The sequence below is a fragment of the Sphingomonas sp. BK580 genome (assembly GCF_014194975.1).
GTDB lineage: Bacteria > Pseudomonadota > Alphaproteobacteria > Sphingomonadales > Sphingomonadaceae > Sphingomonas.
In genome coordinates, this window is sequence record NZ_JACIAY010000002.1 from 355,619 (window position 1) to 376,803 (window position 21,185).

The 21,185-nt window shown below is 72.0% G+C and carries 19 protein-coding genes; 12 read left to right on the forward strand and 7 right to left on the reverse strand.

Annotated elements, in window-relative coordinates:
• Positions 1–51: 51 nt before the first annotated feature.
• From FHY05_RS04930 to FHY05_RS04945, 4 genes are read left to right on the forward strand one after another with little or no spacing between them, the layout of a single operon-like run.
• On the forward strand, positions 52–612 hold the full coding sequence (locus FHY05_RS04930) for a CvpA family protein (protein ID WP_183943269.1): 561 nt from the start codon (positions 52–54) through the stop codon (positions 610–612).
• The gene (locus FHY05_RS04935) at positions 609–1,049 is read left to right on the forward strand and encodes an iron-sulfur cluster assembly scaffold protein (RefSeq protein WP_183943270.1); all 441 of its coding nucleotides are present in this window, start codon (positions 609–611) and stop codon (positions 1,047–1,049) included. The genes FHY05_RS04930 and FHY05_RS04935 overlap by 4 nt, the downstream gene beginning before the upstream one ends.
• The gene (locus tag FHY05_RS04940; RefSeq protein ID WP_183943271.1) at positions 1,049–2,815 is read left to right on the forward strand and encodes a cation:proton antiporter; all 1,767 of its coding nucleotides are present in this window, start codon (positions 1,049–1,051) and stop codon (positions 2,813–2,815) included. The genes FHY05_RS04935 and FHY05_RS04940 overlap by 1 nt, the downstream gene beginning before the upstream one ends.
• Before the next feature lie 8 nt (positions 2,816–2,823).
• The gene (locus tag FHY05_RS04945; RefSeq protein WP_183943558.1) at positions 2,824–3,144 is read left to right on the forward strand and encodes a DUF423 domain-containing protein; all 321 of its coding nucleotides are present in this window, start codon (positions 2,824–2,826) and stop codon (positions 3,142–3,144) included.
• 83 nt (positions 3,145–3,227) lie between these two features.
• Here FHY05_RS04945 and FHY05_RS04950 read toward each other — a convergent pair whose 3' ends face one another.
• Positions 3,228–4,676 carry an MFS transporter gene (locus FHY05_RS04950; protein ID WP_183943272.1) on the reverse strand — a complete coding sequence of 483 codons (1,449 nt, stop codon included), beginning with the start codon at positions 4,674–4,676 and terminating at the stop codon, positions 3,228–3,230.
• 78 nt (positions 4,677–4,754) lie between these two features.
• Here FHY05_RS04950 and FHY05_RS04955 point away from each other — a divergent pair, with 78 nt between their 5' ends.
• The 3 genes from FHY05_RS04955 to FHY05_RS04965 all read left to right on the forward strand — a co-directional run bounded on the left by FHY05_RS04955 (position 4,755) and on the right by FHY05_RS04965 (position 7,714).
• Entirely contained in the window at positions 4,755–6,857 is a 2,103-nt protein-coding gene (locus FHY05_RS04955; RefSeq protein WP_409321578.1) for a prolyl oligopeptidase family serine peptidase, read from the forward strand.
• 99 nt (positions 6,858–6,956) lie between these two features.
• Entirely contained in the window at positions 6,957–7,280 is a 324-nt protein-coding gene (locus FHY05_RS04960) for a hypothetical protein (RefSeq protein ID WP_183943273.1), read from the forward strand.
• A 5-nt stretch (positions 7,281–7,285) separates the two neighbouring features.
• Positions 7,286–7,714: a hypothetical protein gene (locus FHY05_RS04965; RefSeq protein ID WP_260181224.1), complete on the forward strand. Its 429-nt coding sequence runs from the start codon at positions 7,286–7,288 to the stop codon at positions 7,712–7,714.
• A gap of 139 nt (positions 7,715–7,853) precedes the next feature.
• Here FHY05_RS04965 and FHY05_RS04970 read toward each other — a convergent pair whose 3' ends face one another.
• Entirely contained in the window at positions 7,854–8,348 is a 495-nt protein-coding gene (locus tag FHY05_RS04970; RefSeq protein WP_183943274.1) for a DUF5872 domain-containing protein, read from the reverse strand.
• Positions 8,349–8,391: 43 nt separating this feature from the next.
• Positions 8,392–10,713, reverse strand: coding sequence for a UvrD-helicase domain-containing protein (locus FHY05_RS04975; protein WP_183943275.1), 2,322 nt, complete (start codon positions 10,711–10,713; stop codon positions 8,392–8,394).
• A gap of 108 nt (positions 10,714–10,821) precedes the next feature.
• Here FHY05_RS04975 and FHY05_RS04980 point away from each other — a divergent pair, with 108 nt between their 5' ends.
• The 3 genes from FHY05_RS04980 (at position 10,822) to FHY05_RS04990 (ending at position 14,624) form a co-directional block, all read left to right on the forward strand.
• A complete protein-coding gene (locus FHY05_RS04980) occupies positions 10,822–11,235 on the forward strand; it encodes a GFA family protein (RefSeq protein WP_183943276.1) in 414 nt (137 codons plus the stop codon).
• Positions 11,236–11,408: 173 nt separating this feature from the next.
• Positions 11,409–13,049: an inorganic phosphate transporter gene (locus FHY05_RS04985; RefSeq protein WP_183943277.1), complete on the forward strand. Its 1,641-nt coding sequence runs from the start codon at positions 11,409–11,411 to the stop codon at positions 13,047–13,049.
• 264 nt (positions 13,050–13,313) lie between these two features.
• Entirely contained in the window at positions 13,314–14,624 is a 1,311-nt protein-coding gene (locus FHY05_RS04990; protein ID WP_183943278.1) for an MFS transporter, read from the forward strand.
• A gap of 7 nt (positions 14,625–14,631) precedes the next feature.
• Here the strand turns inward: FHY05_RS04990 and rsmD are convergent, their stop codons facing one another.
• Both rsmD and FHY05_RS05000 read right to left on the reverse strand, forming a co-directional pair.
• Complete coding sequence (rsmD, locus tag FHY05_RS04995) at positions 14,632–15,171, reverse strand: 16S rRNA (guanine(966)-N(2))-methyltransferase RsmD (protein ID WP_183943279.1); 540 nt, start codon at positions 15,169–15,171, stop codon at positions 14,632–14,634.
• Positions 15,168–16,586, reverse strand: a complete 1,419-nt coding sequence (locus FHY05_RS05000; protein ID WP_183943280.1) for a pseudouridine synthase — start codon at positions 16,584–16,586, stop codon at positions 15,168–15,170. The genes rsmD and FHY05_RS05000 overlap by 4 nt, the downstream gene beginning before the upstream one ends.
• 96 nt (positions 16,587–16,682) lie before the next feature.
• On the opposite strand from FHY05_RS05000, the gene FHY05_RS05005 reads away from it, so the two are divergent.
• Complete coding sequence (locus tag FHY05_RS05005) at positions 16,683–17,126, forward strand: response regulator (RefSeq protein WP_183943281.1); 444 nt, start codon at positions 16,683–16,685, stop codon at positions 17,124–17,126.
• A gap of 705 nt (positions 17,127–17,831) precedes the next feature.
• Positions 17,832–19,166, forward strand: a complete 1,335-nt coding sequence (locus tag FHY05_RS05010) for an AmpG family muropeptide MFS transporter (RefSeq protein ID WP_183943282.1) — start codon at positions 17,832–17,834, stop codon at positions 19,164–19,166.
• A 188-nt stretch (positions 19,167–19,354) separates the two neighbouring features.
• Here FHY05_RS05010 and FHY05_RS05015 read toward each other — a convergent pair whose 3' ends face one another.
• A complete protein-coding gene (locus FHY05_RS05015; RefSeq protein WP_183943283.1) occupies positions 19,355–19,789 on the reverse strand; it encodes a DUF6628 family protein in 435 nt (144 codons plus the stop codon).
• 69 nt (positions 19,790–19,858) lie between these two features.
• Positions 19,859–21,181: a folylpolyglutamate synthase/dihydrofolate synthase family protein gene (locus FHY05_RS05020; RefSeq protein ID WP_183943284.1), complete on the reverse strand. Its 1,323-nt coding sequence runs from the start codon at positions 21,179–21,181 to the stop codon at positions 19,859–19,861.
• Between the last annotated feature and the right edge of the window lie 4 nt (positions 21,182–21,185).

The following is a 21,185-nucleotide window of genomic DNA, read 5'->3' on the forward strand; positions in this document are numbered from 1 at the left end:
CACCACAACTCGCGCTAGCCGGCGCCGCTGCCACGCCATATGGAGGCGGACATGAATTGGCAGGGGCTCGACATCGCCGTGTTCGCCGCGGTCGCGCTGACCGCGCTCGGCGGTGTGCGGCGCGGGTTCGTCGGCGAGGTGCTGGCCCTGTTCGCCTGGGTAGCGATGGTGTTCGCGCTCAAGATCTTCCACCTCCCGCTCGCGCACGCGCTCGTCGCCACCGTGGGTAGCGCCTCGGGCGCCGCGGTGCTGGCCTTCGTGATCCTCACCGCGGGCACCTACTTCCTCAGCAAGATCGTGGTCAACGCGGTGGCGCGGCGCACCCGCACCTCGGTGCTCGGCCCGATCGACCGCGCGCTAGGCTTCGGCTTCGGCGCGCTCAAGGGGTTGATCCTGGCGAGCCTCGCCTATCTTCTGCTCATCCTCGTGCTCGACGTGACCGGCGGCGGGCCGTCGCACCGGCCGGCGTGGCTGACGCGGGCGCGGACCTACCCGCTGCTCACCGCGACCAGCGGCTCGATCGCCGACTTCGTCGCGCGTCGGCGCGCGGGCGAACCCGTGTTCGGGCCGCGGTTGCCGCCGCGCCCCGATGGAGCCAAGACGACGTCATGAGCCTGGACCTGTACACCCCCGAGATCAGCGCGCTGGCGATCGGCAACCCGTATCCGGACCGGCTCGAGGGCGCGGCCGGCTCGGCGGAGAAGCGGTCGCCGATCTGCGGCAGCCGCGTGACCGTCGACGTCGGGCTCGACGGGGACGGACGCGTGGCGGCCCTCGGCACGCAGGTGCGTGCCTGCCTGCTCGGTCAGGCGTCGTCGACGCTGCTCGCGCGGCACGCGATCGGACGAACGCCCGAGGAGTTGGCGACGGCGCGCGACGCGCTCACCGCCTGGCTCGCCGGGGCCGGCGACGTGCCCGACTGGCCCGGGATCGCGGTCTTCACGCCGGGGCTCAAGCTGACCGCGCGGCATCCCTCGATCCGGCTCGCGTTCGAAGCGGCAGCGGACGCCGCCGAGCAGGCGCGCGCCGCGAACGCGGTCAGCGCCTGATGGAACACGCCACCGACGGCTCGCTGGTCCGCGACGGTACCATCCTGCTCGGCGCGGGGCTGGTCTTCGTCCTCCTGTTCCGTCGACTCGGACTGGGCGCGACCCTGGGCTTTCTCGTCGCGGGCGCGCTGGTCGGGCCGCAGCTGCTCGGGCTGGTCGGCGACGCCGAGACCAAGCTGGGCTTCGCCGAGCTCGGCATCACGTTGCTGCTCTTCATCGTCGGGCTGGAGCTGAGCCCGACGCGGCTGTGGCGGCTCAAGGAGGATATTCTCGGACTAGGCGCGATCCAGGTCGTCGGCTGCGGAGTGGCGATCGCCGCGATCCTCGCGCTCGCGGCGAAATTCTCCCTGGCGGCCGCGCTCGCGGTCGGCATGCCGCTGGCACTGTCCTCGACCGCGCAGGTGCTGCCGATGCTGCAGTCCTCGGGGCGGCTACGCACGCCGTTCGGCGAGCGCGCCTTCTCGATCCTGTTGTTCCAGGACCTGTCGATCATCCCGATGATCACGATCATCGCCGCGATGAGCCGCAACCCCGCGGCGGCGGCGGGGCCGCCGGGCTGGCTGCTGGTGGTCTATACCGTGCTGGCGATCGCGGGACTGGTCGCGGTCGGGCGCTTCGTGCTCCGTCCCTTGTTCCGCGGCATTGGCAATCTCGGCGAGCGCGAGATGTTCGTCTTCGCCGCTTTGTTCACCGTGATCGCCGCGGCCGCGCTGATGGAGTGGCTCGGCCTGTCCACCGCCCTCGGCGCGTTCGTGGCGGGCGTGATGCTGGCCGACAGCCCTTACCGCCACGAGCTGGAGACCGACGTCGAGCCGTTCCGCTCGATCCTGCTCGGCCTGTTCTTCCTCGCGGTCGGCATGATGCTCGACCTGCACGCGATCGCCGAGCGGCCCTTCTTCGTGGTGGCGATGGCGGCGGCGCTGATCGTGACCAAGGCGGGGATCATCACGCTGCTGGGGCTCGCCTTCCGCATGAAGTGGCGGCAGGCGGTGGCACTCGGGCTGCTGCTGAGCCAGGGCGGCGAGTTCGGCTTCGTGCTGCTCGCCCAGGCGCAGAACGCCTATCTGATCGCACCCCAGGCGGCGAGCCTGTTCGGCGCGATCATCACGCTGTCGATGGCGACGACCCCCTTCCTGATGATGTTCACGCGCCGCTTCCGCGAGGAGCCGATCGTCGCCGACGGGGCCCGCGACGGGCCTAAGGCCGACGGGGCCAACGCGATCATCGTCGGCTACGGCCGGTTCGGCCAGACGGTCGGGCAGATGCTGATGATGCAGGACATCCCCGTCACGCTGATCGACACCGACATCGAGATGATCGACATCGCCGAGGAGTTCGGCTCCAAGGTCTATTACGGCGACGGCACGCGGCTCGACCTCTTGCGCCAGGCGGGCGCGGCGGAGGCGGAGCTGATCATGTTCTGCATGGACGGCGACCAGCTCGACCTCGGCCAGCTCGAGGCGGTGCACGAGGCCTTCCCGCGCGCCGCGATCTACGTTCGCGCGTTCGACCGCCGCGCGCTGGTGCGGCTCAAGCCGGGGCCGGCGCGCGCGGTGGTGCGCGAGGTGCTCGAGTCGGCGATCCGCATGGCGCGGCTGGCGATGGAGGGGCTGGGCGTTTCGCCCGCCGAGATCGACCGCGCCGAGCAGATGTACCGCGCGCGCGACCGTGAGCGCCTGCGCATCCAGATCGAGGCGGGCGACCTCCGCGCCGCGCGCGCGCTCGTCGCCGAGCAGGCGCCATGGGGCGGGGGGCGGCGCGAGTGAACTGGTTGATGGTGGTAGCGGCGCTGTCGGGCGCAGTGGCGGTCGGCGCCGGCGCCTTCGGGGCGCATGGCGCGAGCGGCGCGGCGGTGGAGTGGCTCAAGACGGGAAGTCACTATCAGCTCGTCCACGCGGTCGCGGCGTTGATGGCGCTGCGGCTCGAGGCGCGGGGGCCGGCGTGGCTGTTCCTCGCGGGCGGCGCCCTGTTCGCGGGAACCTTGTACCTGATGGCGCTCGGCCTGCCGCGCTGGCTCGGCGCGGTGACCCCCATCGGCGGCACGCTGCTGATCGCTGGGTGGCTGTGGCTCGCCTGGATCGGGCTGCGAGGCTAAGCTCGATCACGCTACTCGGGCGGCGCGGTGCTCCCGCGCACGCGGGAGCCGAGTGCCGCGGGCGCTGCCGCCTGTGACGCCGCTCACCGCACCGTGGCCGGTTGCGCCGCCTCCGCCTCGCCGCCGCGCGCGTCGCGCACCGATGGGCGCAGCCGCGCGAGGCTGCACAGCCCCGCCACCAGCGCCAGCCCGGCCGAGACCAGCGGCGGCGCCGCGCCGGCGCCGACGCCCGCCGCCAGCAGCGCCGACACCAGCGTGGCCCCGGTCGTTTGTCCGACCAGCCGCACCGTGCTGACCAGCCCGCCCGCCGCGGCGGCGCGCTCGCGCGGGGCGGAGCCGATGATCAGCCGTGCGTTGGGCGGCAGGAAGGTGCCGAACCCCGAGCCGCACAGCGCCATCCGCCACGCGACGTCGAAATAGCTCGGGTCGGCCGGCATCAGCGCGATCAGCACGAGCGCGACGATCGAGACCGACATGCCGATGCCGCCGAGCAGGCCCGCGGGTACCCGGTCCGAGAGCCAGCCGGTCAACGGCGCGACGATCATGTTGGTCAGCGGCCACGGCGCGATCGCGGCGCCGACCTCTGCCGCGGTGAAGCCGTACTCATGCGTCAGCCGAAACGGCGTCGACAGCAGCAGCGTCATCGAGGCGACGAAGGCGGTGAAGCCGCCGATCGTCGACAGCGCGATCACCGGCCGTGCGAGCAGGTCGACCGGCAGGATCGGGTTGGCGGTCACCCGCTCGCGCCGCACATAGATCGCGCCGACCGCGACGCCGAGCAGCACGATCGCGGCGGAAACGACCGGGCTGTCGCCGTGCACCGCGCTCTCCGCGCCGCCGATCACGAGGCCGAACATCGCCGCGCACATCACCGCGCCATAGCCGTCGAAGTGGCGGTCGCGCGGCGGCGCGTCGGGCAGGGCGCGGCCGAGCAGCAGCGAGGCGAGCGCGAAGGGGATGGCGCTGGCGAACACCCAGGGCCAGGGCGCCACCGCGAGCACCAGTCCGCCGATGGTCGGCGCCGCCGCCGCCGAGCTCGACACGACCACCGAGTTGATACCGAGGCCACGCCCCAGCTGTGCGCTCGGATAGGTCTGGCGGATCAGCGCCGAGGCGACCGCCAGTGCGCCCGCCGCACCGACCGCCTGTGCCGCGCGCACGACCAGCAGGAAGGGCAGGCTCTTGGCGAAGAAGCAGAGCAATGTCGCGATGGTGAAGATGAGCTGACCGAGCTGGTACAGGCGCTTCAGCCCGATCCGCTCGCCCAGTCCGGCGAAGGGCAGCAGCAGCATGACCAGCATCAGCTGATAGACGGTGACGATCGCCACGACGGCCGACGAGCCGACGCCGAGGTCGCGTGCGATCGTGGGCAGCGCGACATTGGCGACGCCGCCGTCGATGATCACCAGCGCGGTGCCGAAGCACAGCGCCGCCACCGCCGCGTAGCGGCGCGGTGTGGGGAGGCCGTCGGCGAGCGCGGCGGAGGTGGTGGCGCGCGCGGGGATGCGGCGGATCGGGTCAGCGAAGGGCATCGTCGCAGGCGTGACTCGTCAGCGCACGGCTTGTTCCGCGTCGCGGCCGGCCGCACAAGGCGGTGAGAGGAGACGAGGATGACGCGAGTGAGCCGGTTCGGCATGGGGGTGGCATTGGCCGCGGCGCTTGCGGGCGCGCCGACGCTCGCGCAGAGCAGGGCGATGAGCGACGACCCCTATATCTGGCTCGAGGACAAGGACGGTGCCAAGGCGCTCGCCTGGGTCGAGGCGGAGAACAAGCGCACGCTGCCGCGACTGGAGAGCGACCCGCGCTACGAGGGCTTCCGCTCCGAGGCGCTGGCGATCGCCGCCGCCAAGGACCGTATCCCGATGCCCGGGCAGTTGATGGGACGGATCGTCAATTTCTGGCGCGATGCCGACCATCCGCAGGGCATCCTGCGCTGGACCGGTGTCGAGGACTATGCCCGGCCGGAGCCGCGCTGGCAGACGTTGCTCGACCTCGACGCACTGAGTCGCGCCGAGTCGCGCAAGTGGGTCTACAAGGGGCTTACCTGCCTGCAACCCGAGGAGACGCGCTGCCTCGTCGCTCTCTCCGAGGGCGGTGAGGACGCGGTGACCTACCGCGAGTTCGACCTCGCCGCAGGCCGCTTCGTCGCGGACGGCTTCGTGCTGCCGACCTCCAAGCAGGGTGCGACCTGGATCGATCAGGACACGCTGATGGTCAGCCGTGACTGGGGCGCGGGGACGATGACCGCGTCGAGCTACCCGTTCGTCGTCAAGCTGCTCCGGCGCGGGCAGCCGCTCGATCAGGCGCTGGAGGTGTTCCGCGGCGACGCCGGCGACCAGCTCGGCACCTATGCCAGCACGATCACCGACGGCGCAGGCCATCGCGCGGTGTTCATCGAGCGCCGCCGCACCTTCTTCGGCGGCGACAAGGCATTGTGGACCCCGCAGGGGATCCGTCCGCTCGACCTGCCGCAACGAACGTCGCCGGCGGGGATGATCGACGGCCGCGTGGTCTTCGAGACGAGCGAGCCATGGGGCAGGGTACCCGCCGGCGGGGTCGGCGCGGTCGCGCTGAGCGACCTCGTGGCAGGGCGCACGACGCCGACCGTGGTGTTCGCGCCGAGCGCACGCCAGGCAGTCACCGGCCTCGACACCACCCGCCACCATCTGCTGCTGCAATATACCGACAACGTCCGTGGCCGAGTCGCGGTCTACACGCCGCAGGGAGAAGGCTGGACGTCGCGCCCCGTCGCGCTGCCCGACAATGCCAGCTTCGGCATCGCGGGCACGTCGGACCGCAACGACCTTGCCTATCTCTCCACCACCGGCTTCCTGACTCCGACCACGCTGGCGCGCTTCGACGTCGCGAACGCCGCCGCGCCGCAGCCGATCAAGGCGTTGCCCGCCAAGTTCGATGCCGCGGGGCTGGTCGCCGATCAGTACGAGGCGACGTCGAGCGACGGCACCAAGGTGCCCTATTTCGTCGTCCACCGCCGCGACGCGCGGCGTGACGGCACCACGCCGACGATCATGACAGCGTACGGCGGCTTCGAAGTGCCGATGCTGCCGAGCTATGTCGCCACGGTCGGCAAGCTGTGGCTCGAGCGCGGGGGCGCCTATGTGCTCGCCAACATCCGCGGCGGGGGCGAGTTCGGTCCCGCGTGGCACGACGCCGGGCGCAAGACGAAGCGCCAGGTGATCTACGACGACTTCGCCGCGGTGGCACAGGATCTGATCGCGCGGCGGCTGACCAGCCCGTCGAAGCTCGGCATCTACGGTGGCTCGAACGGCGGGCTGCTGATGGGGGTCGAGTTCAACCAGCATCCCGAACTGTGGCAGGCGGTCACGATCCAGGTGCCGCTGCTCGACATGCTGCGGTACGAGCAGATCGCGGCGGGCGCCTCCTGGGTCGACGAATATGGCTCGGTCAGCGTGCCCGACGAGCGCGCCTTCCTCGCCACGATCTCGCCGTACCAGAACATCCGCAAGGGCGTGCGCTACCCCGAGCCGTACATCTGGACGACCACCAAGGACGACCGGGTCGGCCCGCAGCACGCGCGCAAGTTCGCCGCGCGGCTGAAGGAATATGGGCTGCCCTATCTCTTCTACGAGGACACGGCCGGCGGGCATTCGGGTGATGCGGACATCGAGCAGGGCGCGCGGCTGCAGGCACTGCAGATGACCTATTTCGCACAGAAGCTGATGCCGCGCTGAGGGGTTTCTCGTGCTATGATGGGAACGTAGCCGGTCGCGTGAGGTTCTTGCTGCGACGCAGCGCGATCGGCTAGGGGCAGCGTGATGAATGCTCAGACGATGAACAAGCCAAGCGCCGTTCCCGACACCGTCCCGATCGTCTTCGAGGCGATCGTCAAGCAGCAGGCGATCGCGGCGACCTACAATCGCGGCGAGGTCACGCTGGCGCCGCACATCCTCTATACGAAGCACGGCGAGATCTATCTCGACGCGCTGACGCTCGAACGCGACGGCCAGCCGCCGAAGGAGCCCAAGATCGGCGCGTTCAAGCTGTCAGGCCTCAATGGGCTGCGGATCACGCCGCGGCGTTTCAAGCCCAGCGAGCTGTTCGTGCCCGGCGATGGCAAGTACGAGGGCGTGACGTTGCTGGCCGTGGAGGTCTGACCGGCTTGCCGGTCGATCGCTACGCTTCCTACGGCTTCAAGCGCCAGCGCGAGAGTGTCGCGCGGCGCTGTGGCCGGTGGGCGCTCGCGCTGTTCTATGCGCTGGGTGGGATCGCGCATTTCGTCTTCACCGACGCGATGGCGGCGATCGTGCCGCCCGCGCTTCCCATGCCGGTCGCCGTCGTGGCGGTGACCGGCGTGATCGAGCTCGCTGGCGCGGCGATGCTGCTGCCGCGCGCGACCCGCCGCGTCGCGGGTTGGGGGCTCGCCGCCTACGCGCTGGGCGTCTGGCCGGCGAACATCTATCACGCCCTGCACGATCTCGGCAGCGGCACCGGCCTGCCGATCTGGTACCATGCGCCGCGGCTGCTGCTCCAGCCGGCGATCGTGTGGTGGGCCTTGTGGGGGAGCGGCGCGGTGGAACTGCGCAGATAGAGGCGGCTTCCCGAGGTGCTCGGGCGCAGGCCGGAGCCTGGGTGGTAAGGCGGTGATGGCTCTCACGCGGCGTCGCCCAACAGCGCTTCGGCCCGCGCCGGGGCACGTAGCTCAGAGGCGACGCGACGAGGTCGGCGAACTATCCCGCGAGCGCCTGCGCCAACGCGTCCTTGCTCATCCTCGAGCGACCGGGAATGTCGCGCTTCCGCGCCTCGGCGTAGAGCTCGGCCTTGGAGCGATGATCGCGGTAGCGCCGCGTCTTCTCCGCGACGTCGTCGGGCTGTGCGGAGAATTGCCGGCCCTTCTTCGTGTCGGCCCGCTTCTTCGCACTGGTGCGCGCATACTCCTCGTCCGACAGCGCCTCGCGCGCCTTCTTGGGCAGATAGCGCTCGCCGCTTTCCCCGCTCTTGGCGCCCGATCTGGTGCCCCATTCCTCCTCGCTCCACTGGTGGAGCGAGTTGTCCTCGTCCTTGCCGCCCTTATAGCCGCCGCCGCGCTTCTTATACTCGGCGACCGCCATCTGCGCCTTGCGCGCGGACCATTGGCCCTTCCGGCCGCCCTTCGCACCGGCGGTGATCTCGTCCTTCACCTTCTCCCAAAGGGCGGGGTCGGTCTTCTCGGCGGTCTCGGACATGGCGCACCTCCGCCGCGGACAACCCCGGCGCGGCGGGAAAGTCTCAGCTGGCGCTGACGAAACTGTCCATCACGCGCTTGCGCCCGGCCTGTTCGAAGTCGATCTCTAGCTTGTTGCCCTCGATCTCGGCGATCGCGCCATAGCCGAACTTCTGATGGAACACGCGCTGTCCCACCGCCAGATCGCCGCGCCCCTTGTTGCCGATGCTCACCGCCGAGGCGCGGCTCTCCACCACGCGGACCGGCTCGCGCGAGAAGGTGCGGCTGGTCCACTCGCCGCCGGGCTTGCTCCCGCCCTGTGCGCCGAGCGTCCCCGCCGCGCGCTGCCAGCCCGGACCGCGCCCGGTGCCGCGCGCGGCGTCGGCGAAGGGGTCGGCGTGCTCGCTCCAGTTTGCGCGCCACAGGCTCTCGCCCCCCGACATGCTCGTCTCGCTCTCGACATGCGCGTCGGGCAGCTCGCCCACGAAGCGCGACGGCAGCGAGCTGGTCCACTGGCCGTAGATGCGGCGGTTGGCGGCGTGGAGGATGGTGGCGCGGCGGCGCGCGCGCGTGATCGCGACATAGGCGAGGCGGCGCTCCTCCTCGAGGCTGCGCGTGCCGCCCTCGTCGAGCGCGCGCTGCGACGGGAACAGCCCTTCCTCCCAGCCGGCGAGGAAGACGGTGTCGAACTCCAGCCCCTTGGCGGCGTGGATCGTCATGATCGTCACCTTGGGGTCCTCGCGCGTCGCCTCATTGTCCATGACGAGGCTGACATGCTCGAGGAAGGCGCCGAGCGTCTCGTATTCCTCCATCGCGCGCACCAGCTCGGTGAGGTTCTCGAGCCGCCCCGCCGCCTCGGCCGACTTCTCCGCCTGCCACATCGCGGTATAGCCGCTCTCGTCGAGGATCTGTCGCGCCAGCTCGGCATGGGGCAGGTCGTTGGCCATGTCGCGCCAGCGCGCGAGGTCGCCGACGAAGCGGCCGAGCGCCTTGCGCGCCTGCGGGGTGAGCTCGTCGCTGTCGAGGATGCGCGCCGCCGCGATCGACAGCGGCAGCCGCTCCGCGCGCGCGAGCTGGTGGAGCTTGGCGATCGCCTTGTCGCCGAGGCCGCGCTTGGGCGTGTTGACGATCCGCTCGAAGGCGAGGTCGTCGGCGGGCTGGTGGACGGTGCGCAGATAGGCGAGCGCGTCGCGGATCTCGGCGCGCTCGTAGAAGCGGAAGCCGCCGACGATGCGATAGGGCAGGCCGATCGCGATGAAGCGGTCCTCGAACTCGCGCGTCTGGTGCTGCGCGCGCACCAGGATCGCGACATGGTCGAGGCTGGTGCCGTCGCGCTGCGCCGCCTCGATCTCCTCGCCGACGCGACGCGCCTCCTCGGGCCCGTCCCACACGCCGAGCACGCGCACCTTCTCGCCCGCGTCGAGCTCGGTCCACAGCTCCTTGCCGAGCCGCCCGCCGTTGTTGGCGATCACGCCCGAGGCGGCGGCGAGGATATGCGGGGTGGAGCGGTAGTTCTGCTCCAGCCGGATCACCTTGGCGCCGGGAAAGTCCTTCTCGAACTTGAGGATGTTCTCCACCTGCGCGCCGCGCCAGGAGTAGATCGACTGGTCGTCGTCGCCGACGCAGCAGATGTTGCGGCGCTCCTGCGCGAGCAGCCGCAGCCAGAGATACTGGACCGAGTTGGTGTCCTGATACTCGTCCACCATGATGTAGCGGAAGCGCTGCTGGTACTGCTCCAGCACCGAGCGCTCGCGCTTCAGGATCGTCAGCACGTGGAGCAGCAGGTCGCCGAAGTCGCACGCGTTCACCGCGCGCAGCCGGTCCTGGTACTGCTGGTAGAGCTCGCCGCCGCGGCCGTTGCCGTAGCGCTCGCTCTCGCCCGCGTCGATCTCGGACGGGGTGAGACCCTTATTCTTCCACTCGTCGATCAGCCCGGCGAGGCTGCGCGCGGGAAAGCGCTTCTCGTCGAGGTCGGCCGCGACGATCAGTTGCTTGAGCAGGCGCAGCTGATCGTCGGTGTCGAGGATCGTGAAATTGCTCTGCAGCCCGACCAGCTCGGCGTGGCGACGCAGCATCTTGGCGCCGATCGCGTGAAAGGTGCCGAGCCATGGCATGCCCTCCACCGCGTCACCGACGAGCCGACCGACGCGCTCGCGCATCTCGCGCGCGGCCTTGTTGGTGAAAGTGACGCTGAGGATCTCGGACGGGTAAGCCTTTCGCGTCCACAGCAGATGGGCGAGCCGGGCGGTGAGCGCCGCGGTCTTCCCTGTGCCGGCGCCGGCGAGGACGAGCACCGGCCCGTCGGTGGTGAGCACCGCGTCGCGCTGGGGCGGGTTGAGCCCGGCGAGATAAGGCGGGTCCTGGAGGGCGTTGGCTGTCTCGGTCACCCCCGAACAGGTAGGGAACGACGCGCCGCGGAGCAAGCGCGCGGCTTGTCAGATGCCGGATGTCGTGAGAACGTCATGGCAACATCGGCCGAGTCGAGGGAGAGTGGGATGGCGGAGCAGGCGACAATCGCGGGGAGCTGTCACTGCGGCGCGATCCGCTACGAGGCGGAGGGCGCGCCCGAGCACCACGCGCTGTGCCACTGCACCGACTGCCGTGCCTGGTCGGGCGCGCCGGTGGTCGGCTGGATCGCCTTCCGGGAGGATCATCTTAGCGCGACGGGCGAGCCGGTGACGTATCGTTCGTCCGAGCACGGCGAGCGCCAGTTCTGCGGGCGCTGCGGTACCGGCCTGTTCTATCGCAACGCGAGCGCGCTGCCAGGGCTGGTCGACGTTCAGTCGGGGACGCTGGACGACCCGGCCGCGTTCCCACCCGGTGCGCAGATCATGGTCAAGGAGCGGCTCCCGTGGACCGCCGGGATGACGGACCTGCCCGCCTTCGCGGGCTATCCGGGCGTGGACTGAGCCGGGCCGGCGACCGGTTCGAGGCGGGACGGCGTGCCGCGCGCCTCCGGTCGCGGGGACTCGCGCGGCACGCCGCCGGCACATCGCCACGACCGTGCGGCGTCGTTCCTGGCCCATCATGGGACATTAATCGTCATTAAAGTGTCACGTTCGGGGCGGAAGGCGGAGCCACCATGGCAACCACCGTCCTCGCGGCCAGCGAGTCGCCGCCGTCGCCCGCTGCGGGGCGACGTTTCGATGCGCCGGTTCATCCCGGCGCGCGCCTGCTGTTCCTGCTGCTCGCTGTGGCGGGGCTGGTCTACGCCGGGGTTAGCATCGTCATCGACACGCAGCAGGTCGGGGAGCAGCTCGCCGTCGGCGTTTTCCTGTTCCTCGGCCTGGCGCTGCTGATCGCCCTGGGGTTCGAGTTCGTCAACGGCTTCCATGACACCGCCAACGCGGTCGCCACGGTGATCTACACCAACTCGCTGCCGGCCAACGTCGCGGTGATGTGGTCGGGCTTCTTCAACTTCCTCGGCGTGCTGCTGTCCTCGGGCGCGGTGGCCTATTCGATCATCACGCTGCTGCCGGTCGACCTGATCCTCAACGTCGGCTCGGGCGCGGGCTTCGCGATGATCTTCGCGCTGCTCCTCGCCGCGGTGATCTGGAACCTGGCGACCTGGTACGTCGGCCTGCCCAACAGCTCGAGCCACACCCTGATCGGCTCGGTGCTCGGCGTCGGACTCGCCAACCAGTTGCTCACCTCGGGCGCCGGCGGCACCGCGGGCGTCGACTGGAGCCAGGCGACCAAGGTGCTGACGGGGCTGTGGATGGCGCCGTTGATCGGCTTCACTGCGGCGGCGCTGCTGCTGCTGGTGCTGCGTCGCGTCGCGCGCTCGCCCGAGCTGATGCAGGCGCCCGAGGGCGACGCGCCGCCGCCGCTGGGGATCCGCGCGCTGCTCGTGTTCACCTGCACCGCGGTGTCGTTCAGCCACGGCTCGAACGACGGGCAGAAGGGCATGGGGCTGATCATGCTCATCCTGATCGGCTGTGCGCCGACCGCCTACGCGCTCAACCGCACTCTTCCCGCGAGCGAGACGCCCGCCTTCCTCAGCAGCGCCGCGGGTGCCACCGCGACGCTGACCCGCCACGGCGCCGCCGCGGTGCGGCTCGAGCGCGCGCGCCCGCTGCTCAAGGACGCGCTGGAGCAGCGCCGCGCGGTGTCGCCCCAGGCCTATGGCGCGGTGGTGGCGGTGTCGCGCGACCTCGCACAGCGCGTCGCGGGCTATGGCGCGCTCAGCAACGTCCCGGCGCAGGCCGCGCCCAACGTGCGCAACGACATGTACCTGGTGCTCGACGCGACGCGGATGATCGTCGCCGACAAGCGATCGCGGCTGGGCGAGCCGGAGAAGGACGCGCTCGCCGACTATCAGGAGCGGCTCGAGCGGGGCACGCGCTTCATCCCCTTGTGGGTCAAGGTGGCAGTGGCGCTGGCGCTCGGGCTCGGCACGATGATCGGCTGGAAGCGGATCGTCGTCACCGTCGGCGAGAAGATCGGCAAGCAGCACATGACCTACGGCATGGGCGCCTCGGCCGAGCTGGTCGCGGCGGGTACGATCCTGGCGGCGGACCGGTTCGGGCTGCCGGTGTCGACCACGCATATCCTGTCCTCCGGCGTAGCGGGTGCCTCGGTGGCGAGCGGGCAGGGGCTGCAGCGCCGCACGCTGCTGCAGCTCGCCGCGGCCTGGCTGCTGACTCTGCCGGTCGCGATGGCGCTGTCGGGCGCGCTCTACTGGCTGCTGCGTGCCCTGGTGCGGACCGCCGGGCTGTCGTGAGCTAAGCGCCGACGACGCATTGTGCCGTCGTGCGGCGCTGTCGGAAAAGCCGGGGCGGCCCTCACGAGCCGCCCCGTAGTCCAGGGAAGGATCGGACGAGGGGGAGTGTCCGACCACCACGGCGCCACACAGGGGGAGCGGCGCCGTCATCCTCGTCATAGCCGCGCAACGTTGCTGCTGTGTGTCGGTCGCAGAGCCTTTCGTGACCGTGCGGCAAACTTTTCCCGTTGACCCGGGCCCGACCCCCGCTCGATGACCGCCGCCATGTCAGCGCCCCCGCTCCCGATCGCCCCGCGCCCCGGCGCCTCGCATCGTCGCATCCTGCTCGCCAGCCTGGTCGGGACGTCGATCGAGTTCTACGACTTCTACATCTACGCCACCGCGGCCTCGCTCGTCTTCGGCCCGTTGTTCTTCCCGACCGGCGACCCCGCGGTCGAGCTGCTCGCCGCCTATGGCAGCCTGGCCGTTGCCTTCTTCGCGCGGCCGATCGGCGCCTGGGCCTTCGGTCATTTCGGCGACCGCGTCGGGCGCAAGTCGACGCTGATCGCGAGCCTGCTGCTGATGGGCGGCTCGACCATGGCGATCGCCTTCCTGCCGACCTTCGCCCGGGCGGGCTATGTCGCGCCCTTGCTGCTGTGCCTGCTGCGCTTCGGGCAGGGCTTCGGGCTGGGCGGCGAGTGGGGCGGGGCGGCGCTGCTCGCGGTGGAGAACGCGCCGCCGCACCGTCGCGGCCGCTACGGCATGGTACCGCAGCTCGGCGCGCCGGTCGGCTTCATCGCCGCCAACGGGCTGTTCCTGCTGCTCGGCGCGACCATGGACCGCGATTCCTTCATGGCCTGGGGCTGGCGGCTGCCGTTCCTGCTCTCCTCGGTGCTGATCGCGCTGGGGCTGTGGGTGCGGCTGACGATCGCGGAGACCCCCGCCTTCGCGGCGATGATCGAGGAAGGCCCGCCGCCCGCGGTGCCGATCGGCGAGCTGCTGCGCCACCATTGGCGCGCCGCGCTGGGCGGGACGCTGGGGGCGGTGGCGTGTTTCGCGGTATACTACGTCGCGACCGCCTTCGCGCTCGGCTATGCGGTGACGCGCGGCTTCGACCGGCAGCTGTTCCTCGCGCTCCAGCTCGGCGCGATCCTGTTCATGGCGCTCGGCATCGCGCTGTCGGGCGAGTGGAGCGACCGGCGCTCGCCCGCGCACGTGCTGCGCTGGGGCTGCGTCGGCGCGGTGGTCGCCGGTTTCGTTTTGGTCCCGGGGCTCGGCTCGGGCGCGCCGCTCGCGGTCTTCGCGACGCTGGCGTTCGCGCTCTTCGTCATGGGCTTCGTCTATGGTCCGCTCGGCGCCTGGCTGCCGGGGCTGTTCCCCGCGCGGGTGCGCTACACAGGGGTGAGCCTCGCCTTCAACATGGCGGGCATCATCGGCGGCGGGCTCACCCCGATCGCGGCGCAGACGCTGGCGCAGCGCGGCGGGCTCGTCCCGGTCGGCGTCTATCTCGCCGCCATGTCGCTGCTCAGCCTCGTCGCGCTGCTGGTCATGCGCCCGGCGCGCCACGTCGACGCCGTGCCGGTCGAGGGGCCGTGACGCGCGTTCAGGCGAGCCGCAGCAGCGTGACCTGGGCGCGGCCGTAGACTCGCTCCACCACCGTCTCGAACCCCGTGGCCGTCACCGCCTCGCCGCGCGCGGTCTCGACCGTGACCCAGGTGGCGGGGCCGATCCAGCCGAGCCGCGCGAGCTTGTCCGCCGCCACTGCGCCCGCGCCGGTGCCATAGGGCGGGTCCATCAGGACGAGGTCGAGCGGCGCGGTCGCGGGGCCGAGCGCGAGCACCGAGCCCGCGCGCACGTCCGCGCCGGTCGCGCCCAGCTTCGCGACGTTGGCGCGCAGCGAGTCGAGCGCGGCCTTGTCCTGCTCGACGAACAGGCAGGAGCGCGCGCCGCGCGACAGCGCCTCCAGCCCGAGCGCGCCCGAGCCGGCGAAGAGATCCGCCACCGCCAGCCCCTCGAAGCTGCCGACGCGGCTGAGCAGCATCGAGAACAGCGCCTCGCGCGTGCGGTCGGCGGTGGGGCGCGTCGTCTCGCCCGCGGGGGCGACGAGCGCGCGGCCGCGCCAGCTGCCGGCGACGATCCTCATCGCCGCCCCTTGCGCGGCGGACCCGAGCGCGGCTTGGGCTTGGCCCAGCCCGGCTGGCGCTTGGGCCGCTCGGGGCGCGTCGGCGCCGGGGCGTCGCCGTCGGCGGGCGCGCGCGGGGACGACGCACCGGCGCGCGGTGGCGCACGGCGGGCGCGTTGATTGTCGTCGGCGCGCGGAGGGGCGCGGCGAGTCGGCGCGTCGTCGCCGGTGCGGTTCGGTCGCTCGACCGGTGCGCCGGCGCGCGATGGGGCGCGGCGGGTCCGCTGATCCTCGACGGAGCGGGTCGGCCGTTCGGCCGGCGCGCCGGCGTGCGACGTCGTACGGCGCGCGCGCCGGTCGCTGGCAGTACGGGCCGGGCGCTCGGCCGCGGCGCCGTCGTCGCGCACCCGCGCGCGCTGGTGCGGCGCCGCGGGCTGCCGTGCCGCGCCGGCCACGCCAGGCGTTGCCGGCCGTGCGCCGCGGGCGGCATCCGCGCGCTCGGCCGCATCGGGGGAAGGTCGCGCCGGCCTGGCAGCGGCGGAACGCTCGCTCGCTCCTCCGATCGATCGCGCCACCCGCGCACGTCGCGGTCCGTCGCCCCCCGGCCGCGTCCCCGCTCCGCGCGCGGCGCGCTGGTCGCGCACCGTCACCGGCTCGACCGGCAGCCGCGTCGCCGCGGGTGAGCGCAGCGTCTGGCGGAAGCCGGCGAGGTCGGCGGCGCGCACCTCGCCGACGCCGCCCACCGGCAGGTCACCGAGCACGAACGGGCCGTAGCGCGTGCGGATCAGACGCCCCACGCGCAGCCCGAGATGTTCGAGCACGCGCCGGACCTCGCGGTTCTTGCCCTCGCGCAGCGTCATCTCGATCCAGACGTTGGCGCCGGTGCGGCGCTCGAGATTGGCGTCGATCGCGCCGTAGCGCACGCCCTCGACCTCGACGCCGTGGATCAGCTCCTCGAGCTGCTCCTGCGTCACCGCGCCGTAGGCGCGCGCGCGATAGCTGCGCTCGACCCCGGTGGCGGGCAGCTCGAGCTCGCGCTTGAACTCGCCGTCGGTGGTGAGCAGCAGCAGCCCCTCGGTGTTGAGGTCGAGCCGTCCCACCGGCACCACGCGCGGCAGGTCCTCGGGCAGCCGGTCGTAGATCGTCGGCCGCTCGCTGAAGTCGCGCTCGGTGGTGAGCACGCCGGCGGGCTTGTGGAACAGGAACAGCCGCGCCGGCGCGGGCGCCGCGACCGGCTGGCCGTCGACGGTGACGCCGTCGAGCGAGGCGAGCAGCGTCGCGGGCGTGTCGAGCACGACGCCGTCGCGCGCCACGCGCCCCTCGGCGATCATCCGCTCGATCTCGCGCCGCGAGGCGACACCGGCGCGCGCGAGCAGCTTGGCGATACGATGCTCGGCGCGTCGCTCCGCGCGCCCTTCGGGATGGGGATCGACCATCGCGGCCGCTTAGCCGATCGTCGCGCACTTAGCGGCATTTATTTGCACCCGCGCGCCCGCCCGCGCGTTGTGCCCGCGTAACGACGGTGAGGGCACATGGTCTTCGGACGTAAACAGCGAATGCTCGAGCGGCTGCTCCTGGTCGAGGACGAGCCGCTGGTGGCGTTCGACGCCGAACACCTGCTCACCGACCAGGGCTACAGCATCGTCGCCACGGTCGATCGAGTCGCCGACGCGCTGGCGGTGCTCGCCGCCGAGACCCCGGTCGACCTCGTGCTGGTCGACGTCACGCTCGCCGACGGTAGCGGCGTCGAGGTGGCGCGGGTCGCGCGGGCGCAGGGCGTCGCGGTACTGTTCGTCACCGGCGACTGTCCCGCGGAGGCCGCCACCTTGGCGAGCGGTTTCCTCGCCAAGCCCTACGCGCAGCGGGACCTGCTCGCCGCGATCATCGCGATCGAGCAGAGCGTCGCCGGCAAGCCGCCGCGGCGGCTGCCCGGGGGCTTCCAGCTGTTCCATACCGGCGGTGCCGCGACCGCCTGAGCGCGCGCGAATGTTGCGAATGTTGAGTCGCTGGCGCGGATCGCGCGCCGGACTCAGCATAGGCGATGATCGTAGGATCTGCTCGAGACTGTCATCGTAAGCCCTTGAGGACGGCGATGTTCGCTCGAGGTATCGGCTCGGCGGGGGAGCCGAGGCACGGCGATCGTCGGGGGCGAACGTTGAGTCGCCTCCGAGTGATCGGGGATGCGCCGGGCGGTCGCGGCCGCATGATCAGTGGCGTGGATCGGCATGCGTTCCCTTTGCCATGACGGCGAGGGTGTAGGACAGCGCGGCCGATCCGAGGTCGTCGCGCGGCTATTCGGCGTGGGACGACGCTTGCGGCGGAAGATCGGCCCACGCGAGGACACGGCGAAGAAGGACTGTTCACGCGGGAGCGCGGTAACGCGGTGGCGCGGAGAGGGCGCGCCTCTCGCGCGGCTCGCGCGTCAGGACGACGCTCGTGGGTCATCGCCGCCGCGCGGCGACGCCCCCATCTCCGCGCCTCCGCGGGACGCTCTCGGTCAGGCCGTCGCGACGTCGCGTGAGCGCCGCCGCGTTCTCACGACAAGCGCCGCTCCATCCACCGCCCGCACCGCCCTGCCGCAAGCCCGCGCGTCCCGCGCCTTCCGCTCGCGGCGGGGATCGTCTAGCGCTCGCTGTCCGGCGCGCGCCGCGGCGGGGCAGAGGACGGAGCGGATCGAGTTGATGGCGACGCGCGCGGACGGCACGACCTGGCGGGACGGGATCAGGCCCTATGTCGAGCGGGGGCCGCTCGCCGCCTTCGCGCTCGGCGTCTCCTCGGGCTTCCCCTACGCCATGATCGCCGCGACGCTGACGACGCGGCTGGCGCAGGACGGGATCGACAAGAAGACCGTCACCGCGTTCAGCCTCGCCTTCCTCGCCTACAACCTCAAGTTCCTCTGGGCCTGGGTGGTCGACGGCGTGCGGCTGCCGGTGATCGGGCGGCTGGGCCAGCGCGTGTCGTGGCTGCTGTTCGCGGGCACGCTGGTGATCGCCGCGGTGGTGCATCTCGCCTTCGCCGACCCGCGGGCGAGCATCGCCGCGACCGCGGTCGCCGCGGTGCTCGTCGGCGTCGCGGGGGCGACCTACGACATCGTCATCGACGCCTATCGCATCGAGATCCTCGAGCCGCGCCAGCTCGGCGTCGGCTCGGGGATGAGCCAATATGGCTGGCGCATCGGCTCGGCCGGCGCGGCCTCGCTCGCGCTTGTCATCGCCGCGCGCTACGGCTGGACCGCGGCCTATTGCGCCTGCGCGACACTGGCGCTGCCCGCCATGCTCGCCGCGCTGGTGGTGGGTGAGCCGCGCCGCCACCGCGATCCCGTGCGTCGCCGCGGCATCGGCGAGGCGCTCGCGGCGACGTGGCAGCCGTTCACCGAATTCTTCCAGCGGCCGGGTGCGGCCGTGATCCTGCTGTTCATCCTGATCCACAAGATCGGCGACACGCTGGGCTCGCTGGTGCTGCGCCTGATGCTCGACTCGCTCGGCTTCAGCAACGACGAGATCGCCTTGTACGACGTCGGCGTCGGCTTCTGGGCCTTTCTCGTCGGCATCTTCATCGGCGGCTGGCTCTATGCGCGGCTCGGCATGAAGCGCTCGGTGCTGCTCAGCCTCGTGCTGATGGCGGTGTCCAACGTCAGCTTCGCGCTGCTCGCCGCGGCGGGGCACAGCAACCTGGGGCTCGCGGGCGCGATCTTGTTCGAGAACGTCGCGTCGGGGATCGGCGGGGTCACCGTGGTGGCCTATTTCTCGGCGCTGTGCGACCTGCGCTTCACCGCGGCGCAATATGCGCTGATCTCGGCCGCCTCGAGCATCGTCGGGCGGATCGTCACCGGCACCACCGCGGGCGCGCTGGTGGAGCGATTGGGCTACGTCGGTTTCTACTGGCTGACGGTCGCGGCCGCGCTGCCGGGGGTGCTGCTGTTCTTCTGGATGGGGCGCTCGGGGCTGATCGATCGCTCGGTCGGCAGCGCCGGCACCGAGGGGCCCGGCGACGCGCGCGACGGGCGGATGGCGTAGGGGGCGCGCTGCTTTCCTCTCTGGTACGTCATCCCTGCGCAGGCAGGAATGCAGAGCCGCTGCCGTCGTGGCTCAATCGCTAGCGTCAGCGTTTCTGGATCCCCGCCTCCGCGGGGATGACGGTGAGAGGGTGGGGGAGTAGCGGAGAGTCACGGAGGTCCGCTTGCTGCGGCCGTCTGCTCTCACCCTCACAGCGACACCGGCCGTCCCTCGTCGGCGAAGGCGGCGGCGACCGCGGCGGCGCTGGCGAGCACGCCGTCGACGTGGCGCTGGCCGAGCAGGTCCTGCAGCAGCAGCCGCGCGCTCTCCACCCGCGTCTCGACGCGCGCCAGGATCGACAGCAGCACCTGCTCCGACGGTGTCATGCGGGCGCAGCAGCACGGCGCGATCGCGATCGGCGCGGCGGCGTTGGCCGCCATGTCCGCCATCAGCGCGCGGATCAGCGTGAGCGGGCGGCGGAACGCCTCGCCGAACGCGGTGAACAGCACGTGCGCCGCGCGCGCATCGGCGAGCCCGTGCGCGCCCATCCGCCGCATCGCGAACAGGACGACGCGGGCGTTGCCGCACTCGGGCAGAGCATAGGGCAGGGCCTGGAGGGTAGCGGCGGCGGACAGCTCGGACATACGGGCGACTCCTCGTTCGGCCCGCAGGGTCGTTCACGCGCTATTGATAGTCAATCGCAAACTTGGTGGTTAGTCGGGCAGCTCGTCGTTCGCCGTCAACACCTCGCCGGCGAGATAGAGGGAGCCGAGCACGAGCAGCGCGCCGGGTTCGAACTGCGTCACCTCGGCGATCGCCGCGCCGAGCGAGCTCGCGGTCGCGGTGGCGGGCACACCCAGCTCGCGCGCGAGGGCGGCGAGATCGGCCGGATCATGGTGCGCGTGGCCGGGCACAGGCAGGGCGACGAGCAGCCCGACGCGGTGCGCGATCGGCGCGAGCAGGCCGCGCGGGTCCTTGTTGGCCAGCATGCCGATCACCAGCGCGAGCGAGCGCGCCGCGCCCGCGCCGGCGACCCGGTCGATCGCGGCACCGAGCGCGCGGCCGGCCGACTCATTGTGGCCGCCGTCGAGCCACACCGGGGTCGCGCCGAGCGGCGCGGTGAGCGGCCCGGTGGCGAGGCGCTGCAGCCGCGCGGGCCAGCGCGCCTGGCGTGCCGCCGCGGCCAGCGCGGCCTCGTCGAGCGCGAGCCGGTCCTGCGCGCGCAGCATCGTCGCGGCGAGCGCGAGATTGTGCGCCTGGTGCGCGCCGGGCAGCGACGGCAGGGGGAGGGTGACGGTGCCGCGGCGGTCGCTGAGCGCGACGCCGGTCGCGGTCACGCGATGCTGCCACGCCTCGCCCTCTGCCAGCAGTGGCGCCCCCGCCGCCGCGGCGGCGCGCGCCACGGGCTCGGCCGCCTCCGGCGGGTAGCGCATCGTCACCAGCGGCGCGCCCGGCTTGGCGATCCCGGCTTTCTCCGCCGCGATCTGCGCGAGCGTGTCGCCGAGGAAGGCCTGGTGGTCGATCCCCAGCGCGGCGATCCCGCAGACGAGCGGCGCGGCGAGCACGTTGGTGGCGTCGAGCCGGCCTCCCAGGCCGACCTCGATCACGCAGGCGTCCGCGGGCGTGCGCGCGAAGGCGAGGAAGGCGGCGGCGGTGGTCACCTCGAAGAAGCTCGCGCGCAGGTCGCCCGCGACGTCGAGCACCTCCGCCAGCAGCGCGGCGAGCGCCTCGTCCGCGATCAGCCGGCCGGCGAGGCGGATGCGCTCGTTGAAGCGGACGAGGTGCGGGCTGGTGTAGGCGTGGACGCGGTGCCCCGCCGCCTCCAGCGCGGCGCGCAGATACGCGCAGGTCGACCCCTTGCCGTTGGTGCCGGCGACGTGGAACACCGGCGGCAGGCCGCGCTGCGGGTCGCCCAGTCGTTCGAGCAGTCGCGTGATCCGCTCCAGCCCGAGCATGTCGGCGCCGGGCGAGAGCGCCCACAGCCGGTCGAGCTGCGCCTGGACGCGCGGGTCGGCGGAGACGGCGTGGTCGGCCATCGGG